The organism is Ruegeria sp. MALMAid1280, assembly GCF_049195285.1.
Classification (GTDB): Bacteria; Pseudomonadota; Alphaproteobacteria; order Rhodobacterales; family Rhodobacteraceae; genus Ruegeria.
Genome location: NZ_JBMIRT010000046.1, coordinates 67,036 through 82,661, shown reverse-complemented (window position 1 = coordinate 82,661; position 15,626 = coordinate 67,036). Strand labels below are relative to the sequence as shown.

General features: G+C 60.0%; 14 protein-coding genes and 2 tRNA genes. 11 read left to right on the top strand and 5 right to left on the bottom strand.

Features of this window, described 5'->3' with window-relative positions; translation table 11 throughout:
• Window positions 1–2: 2 nt before the first annotated feature.
• Window positions 3–78, bottom strand: a tRNA-Thr gene (locus tag ACOQFT_RS10120).
• A 206-nt stretch (window positions 79–284) separates the two neighbouring features.
• Here ACOQFT_RS10120 and ACOQFT_RS10115 point away from each other — a divergent pair.
• The 3 genes from ACOQFT_RS10115 to arsJ are packed head-to-tail and all read left to right on the top strand — an operon-like array spanning window position 285 to window position 3,375.
• Window positions 285–1,118, top strand: a complete 834-nt coding sequence (locus tag ACOQFT_RS10115; protein WP_421597804.1) for a helix-turn-helix domain-containing protein — start codon at window positions 285–287, stop codon at window positions 1,116–1,118.
• Entirely contained in the window at window positions 1,115–2,113 is a 999-nt protein-coding gene (locus ACOQFT_RS10110; protein ID WP_421597803.1) for an ArsJ-associated glyceraldehyde-3-phosphate dehydrogenase, read from the top strand. The genes ACOQFT_RS10115 and ACOQFT_RS10110 overlap by 4 nt, the downstream gene beginning before the upstream one ends.
• Window positions 2,110–3,375 carry an organoarsenical effux MFS transporter ArsJ gene (gene arsJ, locus ACOQFT_RS10105; protein WP_421597802.1) on the top strand — a complete coding sequence of 422 codons (1,266 nt, stop codon included), beginning with the start codon at window positions 2,110–2,112 and terminating at the stop codon, window positions 3,373–3,375. The genes ACOQFT_RS10110 and arsJ overlap by 4 nt, the downstream gene beginning before the upstream one ends.
• A gap of 12 nt (window positions 3,376–3,387) precedes the next feature.
• Here the strand turns inward: arsJ and ACOQFT_RS10100 are convergent, their stop codons facing one another.
• Window positions 3,388–4,401 carry a LacI family DNA-binding transcriptional regulator gene (locus ACOQFT_RS10100; protein ID WP_421597801.1) on the bottom strand — a complete coding sequence of 338 codons (1,014 nt, stop codon included), beginning with the start codon at window positions 4,399–4,401 and terminating at the stop codon, window positions 3,388–3,390.
• A 234-nt stretch (window positions 4,402–4,635) separates the two neighbouring features.
• Here ACOQFT_RS10100 and ACOQFT_RS10095 point away from each other — a divergent pair, with 234 nt between their 5' ends.
• The 5 genes from ACOQFT_RS10095 (at window position 4,636) to ACOQFT_RS10075 (ending at window position 9,870) form a co-directional block, all read left to right on the top strand.
• Entirely contained in the window at window positions 4,636–5,940 is a 1,305-nt protein-coding gene (locus tag ACOQFT_RS10095) for an extracellular solute-binding protein (RefSeq protein WP_421597800.1), read from the top strand.
• A gap of 72 nt (window positions 5,941–6,012) precedes the next feature.
• Window positions 6,013–6,894 carry an ABC transporter permease subunit gene (locus ACOQFT_RS10090; RefSeq protein WP_421597799.1) on the top strand — a complete coding sequence of 294 codons (882 nt, stop codon included), beginning with the start codon at window positions 6,013–6,015 and terminating at the stop codon, window positions 6,892–6,894.
• Window positions 6,895–6,905: 11 nt separating this feature from the next.
• Window positions 6,906–7,799, top strand: a complete 894-nt coding sequence (gene ugpE, locus ACOQFT_RS10085) for a sn-glycerol-3-phosphate ABC transporter permease UgpE (protein ID WP_421597798.1) — start codon at window positions 6,906–6,908, stop codon at window positions 7,797–7,799.
• Window positions 7,800–7,810: 11 nt separating this feature from the next.
• Window positions 7,811–8,857 carry an ABC transporter ATP-binding protein gene (locus ACOQFT_RS10080; RefSeq protein WP_421597797.1) on the top strand — a complete coding sequence of 349 codons (1,047 nt, stop codon included), beginning with the start codon at window positions 7,811–7,813 and terminating at the stop codon, window positions 8,855–8,857.
• Window positions 8,854–9,870 (top strand): endonuclease/exonuclease/phosphatase family protein, encoded by a 1,017-nt coding sequence (locus ACOQFT_RS10075; RefSeq protein WP_421597796.1) that lies wholly within the window; start codon window positions 8,854–8,856, stop codon window positions 9,868–9,870. Before ACOQFT_RS10080 ends, ACOQFT_RS10075 begins: the two co-directional genes overlap by 4 nt.
• 3 nt (window positions 9,871–9,873) lie before the next feature.
• On the opposite strand, the gene ACOQFT_RS10070 is transcribed toward ACOQFT_RS10075, so the two are convergent.
• Window positions 9,874–9,950 (bottom strand) — tRNA-Arg (locus ACOQFT_RS10070).
• Window positions 9,951–10,065: 115 nt separating this feature from the next.
• Here ACOQFT_RS10070 and ACOQFT_RS10065 point away from each other — a divergent pair.
• Complete coding sequence (locus ACOQFT_RS10065) at window positions 10,066–11,091, top strand: LacI family DNA-binding transcriptional regulator (RefSeq protein ID WP_421597795.1); 1,026 nt, start codon at window positions 10,066–10,068, stop codon at window positions 11,089–11,091.
• A gap of 4 nt (window positions 11,092–11,095) precedes the next feature.
• Window positions 11,096–12,304, top strand: coding sequence for a winged helix-turn-helix domain-containing protein (locus tag ACOQFT_RS10060; RefSeq protein WP_421597794.1), 1,209 nt, complete (start codon window positions 11,096–11,098; stop codon window positions 12,302–12,304).
• 3 nt (window positions 12,305–12,307) lie between these two features.
• On the opposite strand, the gene ACOQFT_RS10055 is transcribed toward ACOQFT_RS10060, so the two are convergent.
• Together ACOQFT_RS10055 and hpaR are read right to left on the bottom strand one after the other, a co-directional pair.
• Window positions 12,308–13,006, bottom strand: coding sequence for a fumarylacetoacetate hydrolase family protein (locus ACOQFT_RS10055; RefSeq protein WP_421597793.1), 699 nt, complete (start codon window positions 13,004–13,006; stop codon window positions 12,308–12,310).
• Window positions 13,007–13,537: 531 nt separating this feature from the next.
• The gene (gene hpaR, locus ACOQFT_RS10050) at window positions 13,538–13,972 is read right to left on the bottom strand and encodes a homoprotocatechuate degradation operon regulator HpaR (protein ID WP_421597792.1); all 435 of its coding nucleotides are present in this window, start codon (window positions 13,970–13,972) and stop codon (window positions 13,538–13,540) included.
• Window positions 13,973–14,207: 235 nt separating this feature from the next.
• On the opposite strand from hpaR, the gene ACOQFT_RS10045 reads away from it, so the two are divergent.
• Window positions 14,208–15,620 (top strand): pyridoxal phosphate-dependent decarboxylase family protein, encoded by a 1,413-nt coding sequence (locus tag ACOQFT_RS10045; RefSeq protein WP_421597791.1) that lies wholly within the window; start codon window positions 14,208–14,210, stop codon window positions 15,618–15,620.
• Window positions 15,621–15,626 lie beyond the last annotated feature (6 nt).

Here is a 15,626-nt window from a genome sequence, read left to right as displayed (position 1 = left end):
GGTGGTGCCTCAAGAGGGACTCGAACCCCCGACCTTGTCCTTACGAAGGACCTGCTCTACCAGCTGAGCTATTGAGGCAAGCGAAGGTTCGTTTAAACGGTCGGGATTGCGCGCGCAAGTCTCGATCTTTGTGAATTTCACCTGCAGGGCTTCCGGCGTTTCACGATTTCGCACCCTGGTCTTCTGGTCCGGGCTACGGCGCCTGCATGTTCCAACTTTGAATTTTTTGTAACAGCGTGATTCCCGGATTGCGGCGCAGCTTTTATTTCTATATTTCATGAAATATGATAGAACAGATAACCGATCAACTTGCCATCCTTGGCCACCCGCAGCGTATCTCGGTGTTTCGCATGTTGATGCGACGCTTTCCTGACACTGTGTCCGCCGGAGAACTGGCGACAGAGCTGAGGATCAAACCCAGCACCCTGTCGAACTACCTGAACGCACTGCAGCGCTCGGGGCTGGTGACGCAGGAGCGGTCGGGAACCTCTCTGCTCTATTCGATCGATATGAAGAACGTACAGAACATGCTGGATTTTCTGGTTCTCGATTGCTGCCGTGGCCGCCCTGATATCTGTATGCCTTTCAGCCGAGAAAGCGACACCATGACGGACCGCAAGTTCAATGTACTGTTTCTGTGCGTGGGCAACTCCGCCCGCTCGATCTTTGCCGAATCGCTGCTGCGCGAGTTAGGCGGAGACCGGTTCAATGTCTATTCCGCCGGGACCCAGCCGACATCGGCGCTCAATTCTTTTGCCGTACAGGTGTTGAAGGACAAAGGGCACGACACATCCGTGCTGCGCTCGAAACACATGTCCGAGTTCGCCGCGCCGGGCGCGCCGGACATGGATTTCGTCTTTACCGTCTGCAATCAGGCCGCAAACGAAGACTGCCCCGCCTGGGAAGGCCAGCCGATCAGTGGCCATTGGGGTATGGTTGATCCGGTCAAGGCCAGCGGCACAGATGCCGAGAAAAGCCTGGCCTTCCAGAACGCCTATGGCGCGCTGAAACGGCGGATCGAGGCCTTTACCTCTCTGCCGGTCGAAAGCCTTGACCGGATCGCTTTGCAAACAGCTGTCGATGACATCGGCAGAACGTCACTTGAGGACACGAAATGACCACTTACGCTGTAAACGGCCTGGGCCGGATGGGAAAACTGGCCCTGAAGCCGTTGCTGGAAAAGGGCGCAAACATCGCCTGGATCAATGACGGGGTTGGTGACCCCGAGATGCACGCGCATCTGCTGGAGTTCGACACGGTGCATGGTCGTTGGGACGCCGAATTTTCGCACGATGCCGACAGCGTCACCATCAACGGCACCCGCCTGCCGTTCATCGGCACCAAGGATCTGAATGACCTGCCTCTGGATGGTGTGGACGTGGTGATCGACTGCACTGGTGTTTTCAAGACCGAGGCCAAGCTGGCCCCCTATTTCGAGGCGGGCGTGAAAAAGGTTGTCGTCTCGGCCCCGGTCAAGGACGGCCCCAGCGCCAATATCGTCAAGGGCGTGAACGAGGACACCTATGACCCGGCCACGCATCACATCGTGACGGCGGCCTCCTGCACCACCAATTGTCTGGCCCCGGTGGTCAAGGTGATCCACGAAAACCTGGGCATTCGTCACGGCTCGATGACCACGATCCACGACGTGACCAACACGCAAACCATCGTGGACCGTCCCGCCAAGGACCTGCGCCGCGCGCGCTCGGCGCTGAACTCGCTGATCCCGACCACCACCGGCTCGGCCACGGCGATCACGCTGATTTATCCCGAATTGAAAGGCCGTCTGAACGGCCATGCGGTGCGCGTGCCGCTGCTGAACGCCTCGCTGACCGATTGCGTGTTCGAGGTTGAGCGTGAAACCACCGTTGAAGAGGTCAACGCCTTCTTCAAAGCCGCCGCCGAGGGCGAGTTGAAGGGCATTCTGGGCTATGAAACCCGGCCGCTGGTCTCGACCGATTACACCAATGATGCACGGTCCTCGATTGTCGATGCGCCCTCGACCATGGTGGTGAACGGGACGCAGGTGAAGATCTATGCGTGGTATGACAACGAGATGGGCTATGCCCACCGTTTGATCGATGTTGCGCTGATGGTTGGACAGTCCCTGTGACTGACCGGCCCGAGGGCCTGTCGGCCTATATCGCGGTCACGGCGGCCTATTGGGCCTTTATGCTGACTGACGGAGCCCTGCGGATGCTGGTGCTGCTGCACTTTCATACGATGGGGTTCTCGCCGGTTCAGTTGGCATATTTGTTTGTGCTCTATGAAATCGCGGGGATGGGTACCAACCTTGCCGCGGGCTGGATTGCCGCCCGGTTCGGGCTGACCTCGACGCTTTATGCAGGGTTGGCGTTGCAGGTGGGGGCGCTGCTTGTTCTCACCCAACTAGACCCTAACTGGGCGATTCCGGCCAAAGTTGCCTTTGTGATGATCGTGCAGGGGGCCAGCGGCGTGGCCAAGGATCTGGCCAAGATGTCCTCGAAATCTGCGGTGAAACTGCTGGCGCCGACCGAAGGGGGCGGGCTGTTCCGCTGGGTTGCTGTTCTGACCGGGTCAAAGAACGCGGTCAAAGGGTTGGGGTTCCTGCTGGGGGCCGCATTGCTGGCGACGCTGGGCTTTGTATGGGCCACGCTGGCCATGGCGATTGTGCTGGTGGTCATTCTGGTGGCCGTGATCCTGTTCATGCCAGCCGGCCTGCCCAAGGGTCGCAAGGGCGCGAAGTTCTCGGAAGTCTTTTCGAAATCCTCCAACGTGAACTGGCTGTCGGCGGCGCGGGTATTCCTGTTCGGCGCGCGGGACGTGTGGTTCGTGGTCGGCATCCCGATCTATTTCTACGCGGTCCTGTCGGACGGCACCGAGGACGGCAACCGCGCGGCGTTCTTCATGATCGGTACCTTCATGGCGGTCTGGGTGATCCTGTACGGGGCTGTTCAGGCCAGCGCGCCCAAGATCCTGCGCGCAACCGAGCGCAGCGAAGGTGACCTGATCCGCGCCGCCCGCAGCTGGGCCGCCGCCCTGTTCTGCGTACCGGCGGCGCTGACGGTTGCAGTGCTGGCGTCCTCGGGGCCGCAGACATGGCTGACTGTTGCGCTGGTGCTTGGCCTGCTGGTTTTCGGGGCGATCTTTGCAGTCAACTCGTCGCTGCATTCCTACCTGATCTTGGCTTTCACCAAGTCCGAGCGGGTGACGATGGATGTGGGCTTTTACTACATGGCCAACGCGACGGGCCGCCTTGTGGGCACCGTGTTGTCAGGCCTGACTTTTCAGATCGGCGGGCTGCCTCTGGTTCTGGGTACCGCTGCCGTGATGGTCGCGCTGGCCGCGCTGACTTCGGGCAAGCTGACCGATCACGCACCTGACGCCTGTTCATGAGCATATGGGCGTTCAGTGGCTCCCGCGGGGCACGAAATAGGGATCGATCAGAAGGGTTTCACTTGCCTTGCCGGGGTCAGCCAACCGACGTTCGAGCAGATCAATGACCTGAATGACCGCCTCATCGATGGGATTGTTCACCGTGCTCAGGTTGAAGGTCGGCCATCGGGCCATCTCGATATCGTCAAACCCGACAATCGACAGCGCACCCGGCACATCCAGGCCCATTTCGCGCGCCGCGGTCAGCGCACCAATTGCGCTGGCGTCATTGGCACAGACCAGCGCATCCAATCCGTTTCCCCGCAGCAGGGTCATCGACGCCTCATACCCGGCCTCGACGGTAAACTCGCCTGCCTCTTCCGCAATCAGCGGCAGCCCGGCCCGATCCAGAGCCTCCATCAAACCGGCCCGGCGATCGGCGGACGAGGCAAAACACTCTGCCCCGGCGATGAACCCGAACCGCCTGCGCCCCCGGTCCACAAGGGCCTGCGTGGCGATGCGCATGCCCTCGGCATTCCGGCAGCACACATTATCGACCCCCGGCGCATCCACGATCCGGCCGGACGAGATCATCGGAACACCGAACTTGCTGCACTGCTCGACCAATGCCCCGGGCATGCTGCCGCCGCGCAGAATCAGGGCGTCCAGCGGGTATCGCATCACCTGATCGATGGCGGCTTCGGCATGGTCATCACTGCCATCAATGAGAATCGGCCACTTGTTCAAAGCGTTCAGATGACCCACCAGACGGTTGACGAATTCGGAATCATAGGTGCTGCGCATATTGCCGACAAAGACCGCAACCAGATGCGACCGACCGCCCTTGAGCCCCGCCGCCAGAGCATTGGGCTGATAGCCCATGCGCGCAGCCATCTTCTGGATCTTTTTTCTTTTGTTTGCATCAAGATAGGCGCCCGGCGTAAAGGCGCGCGAGACGGCGGAACGCGACACTCCGGCCGCATCTGCAACGGCTTGCGCTGTCACACGGCGCGGCCTTTCGGAGGGTTTGCTGCTGTCATCAGTCACGCCAAATCTGTCCTCTTTTTTTGATAAATTTGTCAATATTGCTAGAAATCTTTCATCGAACTGTCATACGTTAACATTATGTGAGCACGTGTGCAGAATCCAGACACGGCTCACTAAGCGGGTCGGAGGACTGCACGTTTGAACAACGCTGCAGGAGAGCCTGCGCAACAACCTGGCACCTGTTGCCACCGGTCTCTTTGCTGCAAAGGGCCGAAATCGAACCGGAGGATCGAAATGACCAACCTGAAGTTTTGCGCAACAGCTGCCGCACTCGCGTTGACCGCGACCGCGGCCTTTGCAGAAACCGAAATCACCTGGTGGCACGCCCATGGCGGACAGTTGGGAGAAACCGTCAACAAAGTCGCCGAGAAATTCAACGCGTCGCAGGACGAATACAAGATCACTCCGATCTACAAAGGCAGCTACGAAGAGACGCTAACCGCCGGTATCGCCGCCTTCCGTGCCGGAGAACAACCGAACATCATGCAGGTGTTCGACGCCGGTGCCGCCACCGTGATTGCGGCCAAAGGTGCAACCGTGCCGGTTCAGGACCTGCTGGCCGACAACGGCGTTAACTTCGACATCAACGACTATATCGCTGGCGTCCGCTATTTCTATGCCGACAGCGATGGCAAGATGATCGGGATGCCGTTCAACTCGTCGACGCCGATCCTGTATTACAACGTTGACGCGCTGGAAGCCGCAGGCGTCACCCCGCCGAAAACCTGGGAAGAGTTCCAGTCGACCACCGCTCCGGCGCTGAAAGACGCGGGCTATATCGCGCTCAGCCAGTCGCACCTGCCCTGGATCTTCACCGAGAACTTCATGTCGCGCCACGACCTGCCGTTTGCGACCAACAACAACGGCTATGACGGCATGGACACCGAAATCCTGGTCAACAACGACGCAATCAAGGCGCATTTCAACGCCGTGACCGAATGGAAAGACAACGGTCTGTTCGAATGGTACGGCACCGGCTGGGGCGACAACGCCAAACCGTTCGAAGAAGGCAAGGTTGCCATGTGGCTGGGCTCGTCCGGATCATTCGGTGGCCTGTTGCAGAAAGACCTGGGATTTGAGTTCAGCGCCGTGGAACTGCCCTATTGGGAAGCCGTGACCCCCGAGCCGACCCAGACCTTCATCGGTGGCGCCGCCCTGTTTGCGATGTCGGGCAAGTCGGCCGAGGAAAACAAGGCAACGGCCGAATTCTTCCGCTTTCTGACGGCGCCTGAAACCCAGTATTTCTGGCACCAGGAAACCGGCTATGTACCGATCACCGAGGCCGCCTATGAGCTTGCCAAGACCGACGGCCACTATGACCGTTTCCCGGCAGCGGCCGTGGGCGTGAATCAGCTGCAGGCCAAAGCGGGCGAGAACACCAAGGGCTACCGCATGGGGTTCTATGTCCAGATCCGCGACATCATGAACCGCGAATATGGCCGTATCCTGACCGGTGAAACCGACGTGAATACCGCCTTTGAAAACATCGAAGCAGAAGCCAACGAACTGCTGGCCCGCTTCGCCAAGACCCAGGGTTAAGCCCCGGGATCACCCCCAGGATGGTCGCGTCGTCACGGTGCGGCCATCCCTTCTCATTCTTACGGACGGATCATGAAACGCGCGGGCTTCGACAATATCTGGCTACCTGTGGCGCTGCTGCTGCCACAATTGATGATCATCGCCATCTTCTTTTACTGGCCTGCGGGCTGGGCGCTGCAATCGTCGTTCTTTCTGCAGGACCCGTTCGGGTTCGGATCAACCTTTGTCGGAGCAGACAACTACACCTCGCTGATGGGCAACGATCAGTACAAACGCATTGCCTGGTTCACAGTTGTCTTTTCCATCCTCGTTACCTTTTTCTCGCTGGCCATCGCGCTGTTGCTGGCGGTGAAAGCCGACAAGGTGCTGCGCGGGGCCAAGACCTATCGGACGCTGCTGATGTGGGTCTATGCCATCGCGCCGCCGGTCGCAGGCTTTCTTGGCATCCTGTTCTTTGACCAGAGCACCGGCCCGATGACCAAGTTCTTCCAGATGTTCGGCTGGGACTTCAAACTGGGCGTCGACTACAACGCCACCGCGACCGCGATGATCATCGTGTCGGTCTGGAAGCAGATCCCGGTCAATTTCATCTTTTTCCTGTCGGGGCTGCAATCCATCCCGCGTTCCGTGCGTGAGGCGGCGATGATCGATAACCGCTCTGCCACTGGGCGGTTCTGGCAGATCACCTTCCCCCTGTTGGCGCCGACCGCGTTCTTCCTGCTGATCATCAACATCACCTATGCGCTGTTCGACACGTTCGGCATCATCGACGCGCTGATGAAGGGGGAACCCGGCAACAACCCGATGACGCTGGTCTACAAGGTCTATCTGGACGGCTTCCGGGGCAACGATCTGGGCGGCTCGTCGGCCCAATCCGTTGTCCTGATGGTGCTGGTGCTGATCCTGACCGTCTTTCAGTTCCGGCTGGTTGAACGCCGGATTCACTATACCTGAGGGGGCACATCATGGCTGACACAACGCTTGAATCACCCGCCGAGACCCGCCACCCCCGCCGCATTCGCTGGGAAACGGTCGGAGATCACGTCGTCCTGATCCTCGGTTCGCTGCTGATGATCCTGCCGCCGCTGCTGGCGCTGACCACGGCCAGCCATGATGCGGTGACCATTCACCGCGAAGGATTGCAACTGACGATCGGTGACGATCTGGGCAAAAACTTCCACGCTGCCATGCTTGAAAAAGGCGGCTTTACCCAGACGGTGGATGGCACCCTGATGCTGATGAACTCGTTCATTCTGGGCATCGGCTTTGCGGTGGGCAAGATCATAATCTCGATGATGGCGGCTTATGCGATTGTCTATTTCCGCCTGCGTTTTGCCACGCTGGCCTTCTGGATGATCTTCACCACCCTGCTGCTGCCGCTTGAGGTGCGCATCCTGCCGTCCTACGAGGCGATTCAGAAGCTGGGCCTGACCAACACCTATACCGGCCTGATCGTGCCGCTGATCGCCTCGGCCACCGGCACGTTTTTCTTCCGTCAATTCTTCATGTCCGTGCCTGAGGAACTGGCCGAGGCCGCCCGCATCGACGGTGCAGGCCCTTGGAAGTTCTTCATCGACATCCTCGTCCCGCTCAGCCGGACGATGATCGCGGCGATCTTCATCATCATGTTCGTCTTTGGCTGGAACCAGTATCTGTGGCCGACCCTGATCACCACGGATGAGAGCTTCTTTACCCTGGTCCGGGGCATCAAACAGATCGTGTTGTCCTATACCGACAGCCAGATCCCCGAACACGGGCAGGCCCTGGCGCTGGCCATCGTGGCGATGATCCCGCCCGTGGCCATCGTCATCTTCTTCCAGAACTGGTTCGTCAAGGGCCTCACAGAATCCGATAAATAAGGAATACGCGCATGGCTCAGGTTTCTTTAGAGGGCATCCGCAAGGTCTACCCCAACGGCTTTCAGGCGGTCGAAAGCACCAGCTTCACCATTCAGGATGGCGAGTTCGTCGTTCTGGTGGGCCCTTCGGGCTGCGGCAAGTCCACCCTGTTGCGGATGATCGCAGGGCTCGAGGACATCACCAAAGGCACGCTGAAAATCGGCGACCGGGTGGTCAACAACGTGGACCCGGCGGATCGGGACATCGCGATGGTGTTCCAGAACTACGCTTTGTACCCGCATATGACGGTGCGCAAGAATATCGGCTACGGGCTGAAGAACCGCGGCACACCGGCCTCCGAGATTGCAGCCCAGGTGGAAGAGGCGGCGAAGATGCTGAACCTGACCGAATATCTGGACCGCAAACCGGCGCAGCTGTCCGGTGGCCAGCGTCAGCGGGTGGCGATGGGCCGCGCGGTGGTGCGTCACCCGGCCCTGTTCCTGTTCGATGAACCGCTGTCGAACCTGGATGCCAAACTGCGCAACCAGATGCGGATCGAGATCAAGGCCCTGCAGCGCCGCCTTGGCACCACCGCTGTCTACGTGACCCATGATCAGGTCGAGGCGATGACGATGGCTGACCGCATCATCGTTCTGAACGAAGGCCGGATCGAACAGATCGGCACCCCGACCGAGATTTACCACAACCCGGCCTCGACCTTTGTCGCCTCGTTCATGGGCGCACCGCCGATGAACCTGATCGAGGCCGAAGTGGCCGATCAGCAGGTCCGGATCAACGGGTATGACGGGCTGATGCCCGCCCCCGCCGCCTATGTCGGCCCCGTCACGATGGGCATCCGCCCCGAGGATGTCGAACTGGACGATCAGGGCTCGGTCACCTTCCGCGTTGATATTCTGGAAGAACTGGGCGCCCACCGTCTGCTGCACGGCGCGATTGCGGACCAACCCTTTACGGTGATGGTCGGCAAGGACCATGACGTCCGGACCGGCGAAACCCGCGTTACCCTGAAACCCGACGCCCTGCGGCTGTTCGATGCGGAAACGGGAAAAGTCCTTTGATTACGGAAATATTGAATGTTCTTCCCGCTGTGACCCCGGATCAGCGCCGGGAAATTCTGGCCGCACCGCGCACATCCGAGGCACATCGGGACCTGTTGTCCGGCCTGCCCGCAATGAACGCACTGCAAGTGGGGGGTGAGGGCTCGGCTGCTCAACTGCCCGCGCAATTTGCCGTGGCGGCCTGGAATGTGGAACGCTGCCTGTTCCCCGAAGACACCGCCGCCCACCTGAAACCGATCGCCCCGGACGTGGTTCTGTTGTCCGAGGTCGACCACGGCATGGCCCGCACTTCTCAACGTCACACCACCGAAGAGATCGCGCGCGCCATGGGCATGGTCTACGCCTTCGGGGTCGAGTTTCACGAGCTTGATCTGGGCGGCCCGACCGAGCGGGAATTCTGCACGGATGAATTCAATGAACACGGCTGGCACGGCAACGCGATCCTGTCCTCGGTGCCGCTTGACCGCACCGCCCTGATCCGCCTGGACGATCACGGCCACTGGTTCACGCCCGAGGCTGGTGCGGCGGACCCAGAACAACCCCGCGTCGGCGGCCGAATGGCCATTGCCGCCGTGATCCCCACCGCCAACGGTCCCATCTGCGTGGTCTCGACCCATCTGGAAAGCAACGCGAACACCGCGCACCGGCACGCTCAGTTCGACCTGTTGCTGCAGAAAATCGACGCCTTTGCCCCCGGACTGCCAGTCCTTATTGGCGGAGACCTGAATACCGGCAACCACCTTCCGCCCGATTTCGACTGGCGGCGGGAAACCCTGTTCGATCTGGCCGAGAGCCATGGCTATTCCTGGGCCTTCACCCCGCCCGGTTTGACAACACGGCCAAGCCTGATCACCCCGCACCCGGACCGGAAGATGAAACTGGACTGGCTGGCGGGCCGAGGATTCGCACCTGTGGAAAGCGGAATTCTGACCTCGATTTCCGCCTCGGGCACCCCCTTGTCGGACCACGATTGCGTCTGGAGCACCGTCACACCACAGACCGAAACTGCCTGAAACTGGCGACCCCGGCAGGATTCGAACCTGCAACCTGCCCCTTAGGAGGGGGCTGCTCTATCCAGTTGAGCCACGGGGCCGCGCAAGGCCCTCTGTAACGCGGTTTTTTTCGGTTGTCATGAGTTTTGCACAACAGTTGTAAAACGCGTCCTGTTCACGCTACCATCGGGCAAAACAACTGCGCAGGTGCTCTCCGTGACAACAGAAACAAAACGCCCGCTTACCCTTCGTGATGTCTCGGAAGCCTCCGGCGTATCCGAGATGACGGTCAGCCGGGTTCTGCGGAACCGGGGCGACGTGTCTGACGCCACCCGCACCCGCGTTCTGGCCGCCGCGAAAGAGCTGGGATACGTGCCCAACAAGATCGCCGGCGCGCTTGCCTCAAGCCGGGTCAACCTGGTCGCGGTGATCATCCCATCGCTGTCGAACATGGTGTTCCCCGAGGTTCTGACCGGCATCAATCAGGTGCTGGAAGACACCGAGTTGCAGCCCGTGGTCGGCGTCACCGACTATTTGCCCGAGAAAGAAGAAAAAGTGCTGTACGAGATGCTCTCGTGGCGGCCTTCAGGCGTGATCATCGCGGGGCTCGAGCATACCGAAGCCGCCCGTGCCATGCTGGATTCGGCGGGAATTCCGGTGGTCGAAATCATGGATACCGATGGCAAGCCGGTGGATGCGATGGTCGGCATCTCGCACCGGCGCGCCGGGCGCGAGATGGCCGAGGCGATCCTGAAGGCGGGATATGAACATATCGGCTTCATGGGCACCAAGATGCCGTTGGACCACCGCGCTCGGAAACGGTTCGAAGGTTTCACCGAAGTTCTGGGCAAGAACGGTGTCGAGATTGAGGATCGCGAGTTCTATTCCGGCGGCTCGGCCCTGGCCAAGGGGCGCGAGATGACGCAGGCCATGCTGGACCGCTCACCAGATCTGGATTTCCTCTATTACTCCAACGACATGATCGGTGCTGGCGGATTGCTGTATCTGCTGGAACAAGGCATCGATGTGCCGGGGCAGATCGGTCTGGCCGGGTTCAACAATGTCGAACTGCTGCAGGGTCTGCCGCGTAAGCTGGCCACGATGGATGCCTGCCGGTTGGAAATCGGGCGCAAGGCCGCCGAGATCATCGCCGGACAACTGGCCGAGCCGGATGCCGAGATCGAAACCCGTGTGACCCTCACCCCCACGATCAGCTATGGCGACACGTTGAAACGGCGCTAGACCGGTGGCGCTGCAACGGCTGGACAACAAGACGGCCCGTGCGTTGTTCATGAACCGCCATGTGCTGGCCGAGCAGCCTGCGGGCGGAGCCAAAGGGGCTGACCTGCTGGATCTGATCCATCGGCTGGGGTTTGTGCAGTTGGACAGCATCAACACAGTGGCCCGCGCCCATGACCTGATCCTGTTTTCGCGCCGACCGTCCTATCGCGCGAAAAACCTCAAACACCTGTACGAGCGCGACAAGGCGCTGTTCGAGCATTGGACTCATGACGCCGCGGTCATTCCGATGGCATTCTACCCGCACTGGCACTTGCGGTTTCAGCGGGATGCCGATCTGCTGAAATCCCGCTGGAAAAACTGGCGTCGGGACGGGTTCGAACAGCGATTTGCAACCGTCCTTCAGCATATTCGCGACCATGGGCCGGTGTCTTCTTCAGATGTGGGCAAGGACGAAAAGAAAGGGTCCGGCGGCTGGTGGGACTGGCATCCGTCCAAAACCGCGCTGGAATTCCTGTGGCGGTCAGGTGCGCTGACGGTGATTGGCCGTAACGGGTTTCAGAAACGCTATGACCTGACCGAGCGGGTGATCGACACCCATCTGTGCCCTGGAAACATGGTCTGCGACGCCGAGGCAACCGTGGATTGGCTGTGCAACGCGGCGCTGGACCGGCTGGGTTTTGCCACATCCGGAGAACTGGCGGCCTTCTGGGATACGGTCAGCGTGGCCGAGGCAAAGACTTGGTGCGAAAAGGGTCTAACACAGGGGTTTTTGGAAGAAATAGAAGTCACATGTGCCAATGGGATGGTGCGGAAATTGCTGGCCCGGCCCGGCCTTGCTGCCGCTGACCTGCCCGCAGCGCCGGGGCGCATCCGGGTGCTCAGCCCGTTTGACCCGATGCTGCGCGACCGCAACCGGGCCGAGCGGTTATTCGGCTTCCACTATCGGATCGAGGTCTTCGTCCCTGCCGCAAAAAGGACCTATGGCTATTACGTTTTTCCGCTGCTGGAAGGCGACCGGTTGATCGGCCGCATCGACATGAAAGGCCAGCGCGACCGGGGTGTCCTGCACGTCAGCTCGCTGTGGCCGGAACGATCTGTGCGCTGGTCCGAGGCCCGCACCCGTCGCCTGCAATCGGAATTGGACCGGGTCCGCCGTTTCGCCGGCCTGGACGACGTGGAATTTTCGATAGACTGGCTAAAAGACCCTAAATAGGGCCTATTCTGCGTCTGTCAGCGTCAATCGGATCGGCTGCAACCCATCAATGCCACCCTCGATTACATCCCCGGCCAGTACCGGGCCGACACCAGCTGGCGTGCCGGTCAGGATCAGGTCTCCGGGCCGCAGGTGGTAATAACCGGACAGATGGCTGATGATCTCGTCAATCTTCCAGATCAACTCACTCAGCATGGCGTTCTGACGAACCTCGCCATTCACGCTCAGATGGATGCGGGTATTCCCTTCCGGCGACCAATCCTCTGCACGGGTCAGCGGCGCAAAAACCGCTCCGGCCTCCAGATCCTTGCCCAGATCCCAGGGGCGCTGCTTGTTGCGCTCGCGAATCTGCAGATCGCGGCGCGTCATGTCCAGCGCACAGCCATAGGCATAGACCGCATCCCAGGCCTGCGCGCGGGTGGCGCGGAAGGCGGGTTTGCCGATGGCCACAGCCAGTTCCATCTCGTGATGAAAATCTCCGGTACCCGGCGGATACGGCACGATTGCCCCGGTCAGGACCGCGTTTGGGGCGGATTTGGTGAAATAGAACGGAGTCTCACGATCGACCTCGTGCCCCATCTCGGCCGCGTGCGCCGCATAGTTGCGCCCGACACAGAAAATCCGGCCCACCGGATACGCCGCCTGCTGCCCCTGAACCGGAATCGCAACCGGCTCGGGTAAAGAAAACACAGTGTCTGGCATCGCGGCCCCCTTTTGTTTCAGCCAGCCCGCATCTTAGTGCCGCATTCGGGCGGTACAAGGCACCCGGTACAGCCACGATCCGGTAACATGCTGCAAAAATCGCAAAAACCCGAGCACGGCCCGATCACAATCCGGGCGTCCAGCCTTGGAAAACACCGCGACAGTTCTAAGTTGAGCAATGGCAGAGCAAAAGACGCCGGTAATTCGGGGTTCGGCGCGCTCTGGCCACCGCTCGCAAGGACGACGGGTAAACATGCACCCGTCTGGACGTAAAGACATCCCGCAAACCCGCGAACCAAGCGGTGTTATCGGATGCGAATATTTCGGAGAACTACGGCCAAAGACTTTACCCCCAAAGACTTTGCGCCAGAGAGCCGGTTTATTTCGAACCGGCACGTTTTCCGAAGCGCAGGCCGGACCGTCGGAACCTATCCGGCGCAACCGGCCTCGGGCCAGGCCCATAATCCAGTACATGTCTGGCCACCCCGCCGGAGAGAATGCCTGTCTCCGGCGGGGTTCGATTGTAGGGTGTCACGTTTCCAGGTTGCGCAGTTCAGTCAACAAATCCAGCAGCGCCTCATGCCGTTCCGGGCCCAGCTTGGTGCGCAAATCCTCGGCCAGATGAATGGTCACCTGAATGTTGTCATGGATAATCTGCTTTCCCCTGGCCGAGATATCGACGATCTGCCTGCGCTTGTCGCCGGGATGGGTTTCCCTGACAATCAGCCCCTTGGCCTCGAGCTTTTGCAGAATGCGGGTGAGGCTGGGCAACAGCAGGCACGCCCGGTCCGCGATATGGGTCGGCTCTTGCGGGCCTTCCTCGTCCAGGACGCGAAGCACGCGCCATTGCTGTTCGGTGACACCGGCATTCGCCAGCATCTTGCGAATGGGTCCCATGACCCGTTCCCTGGCCCGAAGAAGTGCAATGGGCAACGAACGTGACGTCAATGGTACTTCATTGGTCATAAGGAATTTTCACCGAATTCACGCGATACTGCAACGGGCCAATCTATTCCTCGTTGTAATGTTACCTGTTGCCCTTATTAGAGTCTTTCGAGTTGGCGCGCTTTGGGTCAGTGTAATTCAAATTTAGTAAACATAGCAATTAATATTGACCTTTGGCGCTGAATAGCCATGACTGGCACAATGAAGAAATTCAGCCTGGGGAAAATCCGGGTCTGACAGATATCCGAGGTTTGGCATGAAGTGGGACGAGTTCACCTACTGGGGCAAGAAGATCACCGAATGGGCCCAGGACTATCACCTGACAGTTGGGGACAAACCCGTGCGCGCCCGGACCGAGCCGGGCGAGATTCTGGACGCTCTGCCCACCCGTCCACCAGAACAGGCGCAACCGATGGAGGATATCTTTCGCGATTTCGAAGACATCGTGATGCCGGGGATTACCCATTGGCAACATCCCCGGTTTTTTGCCTATTTCAACGCGAACACGTCGCCCCCTTCGGTTCTGGCCGAGTTCCTGACCAGCGCCATCGCACCGCAATGCATGTTGTGGCAGACCTCACCCGCCGCGACCGAGATGGAGACGCGGATGATGGACTGGCTGCGCCAGGCGCTGGACCTGCCCGAGGGGTTTGCCGGCGTCATACAGGACTCCGCCTCCTCTGCGACACTAGCGGCGGTGCTGACCATGCGGGAAAAGGCGTTGAGCTGGCAGGGAAACCAGCAGGGTTTGTTCGGGCAGAAACCGCTGCGCGTCTATTGCTCGGCCGAGGTGCATACCTCGGTGGATCGCGCCATCTGGGTGGCCGGGATCGGACAGGACAATCTGGTGCGTATCCCGATCAAGGACGACTGGCGCGGCATGGACCCCGAGGCGCTGGAAACGGCGATTCAAGCTGATTTAGACTCTGGCCTACAGCCCGCGGGCATTATTCTATGTGTCGGAGGAACCGGCACCGGGGCAACCGATCCGGTGGATGAATGCCTGAAGATCGCGCAGAAATACGGGCTGTATTCCCATGTAGACGCCGCCTGGGCCGGTTCGGCGATGATCTGTCCGGAATACCACCATTACTGGCCCGGGATCGCGCAGGCCGACAGCATCGTGTTCAACCCGCATAAATGGCTGGGCGTGCAGTTCGACTGCTGCGCGCATTTCCTGAAAAACCCTGATGATCTGGTGCAAACGCTGGCGATCAGCCCGGAATACCTCAAGACCCACGGCAAGGACGGGATCATCAACTATTCCGAATGGTCGGTGCCTCTGGGCCGCCGGTTCCGGGCACTGAAACTGTGGTTCGTGCTGCGCGCCTATGGGCTGGAGGGGTTGCGCGAACGGCTGCGCAACCATGTGAACTGGTCCGTGGACCTGCATGACCGGCTGGCGAACGCGCCGGATTTCCAGATTGTCACCCCGCCGATGTGGTCGCTATGGACCTTCCGCTACACGCCGGAGGGACATACCGATCTGGACGATCTGAACCTGCAACTGGTCAATGCGATCAACGATGATGGCCGGATCTATCTGACTCAGACCCGTGTCGATGGGGACTTGGTGATCCGCTTTCAGGCCGGTCAGTTCGAAACCACCGAGGATGACGTTCGCATGGCCTATGATGTCATCACCGAAATCGCTCGCTCCCTGTCATAGAGGTTC

What these genes read in the sequence shown, in the direction of transcription:
- ugpE (WP_421597798.1), top strand. Translation starts at nt 6,906, where the DNA reads ATGGCTGACACAACGCTTGAATCACCCGCCGAGACCCGCCACCCCCGC.
- ACOQFT_RS10045 (WP_421597791.1), top strand. Translation starts at nt 14,208, where the DNA reads ATGAAGTGGGACGAGTTCACCTACTGGGGCAAGAAGATCACCGAATGG.
- ACOQFT_RS10115 (WP_421597804.1), top strand. Translation starts at nt 285, where the DNA reads ATGATAGAACAGATAACCGATCAACTTGCCATCCTTGGCCACCCGCAG.
- ACOQFT_RS10110 (WP_421597803.1), top strand. Translation starts at nt 1,115, where the DNA reads ATGACCACTTACGCTGTAAACGGCCTGGGCCGGATGGGAAAACTGGCC.
- ACOQFT_RS10055 (WP_421597793.1), bottom strand. Translation starts at nt 13,006, where the DNA reads ATGCCAGACACTGTGTTTTCTTTACCCGAGCCGGTTGCGATTCCGGTT.
- ACOQFT_RS10090 (WP_421597799.1), top strand. Translation starts at nt 6,013, where the DNA reads ATGAAACGCGCGGGCTTCGACAATATCTGGCTACCTGTGGCGCTGCTG.
- ACOQFT_RS10095 (WP_421597800.1), top strand. Translation starts at nt 4,636, where the DNA reads ATGACCAACCTGAAGTTTTGCGCAACAGCTGCCGCACTCGCGTTGACC.
- ACOQFT_RS10080 (WP_421597797.1), top strand. Translation starts at nt 7,811, where the DNA reads ATGGCTCAGGTTTCTTTAGAGGGCATCCGCAAGGTCTACCCCAACGGC.
- hpaR (WP_421597792.1), bottom strand. Translation starts at nt 13,972, where the DNA reads ATGACCAATGAAGTACCATTGACGTCACGTTCGTTGCCCATTGCACTT.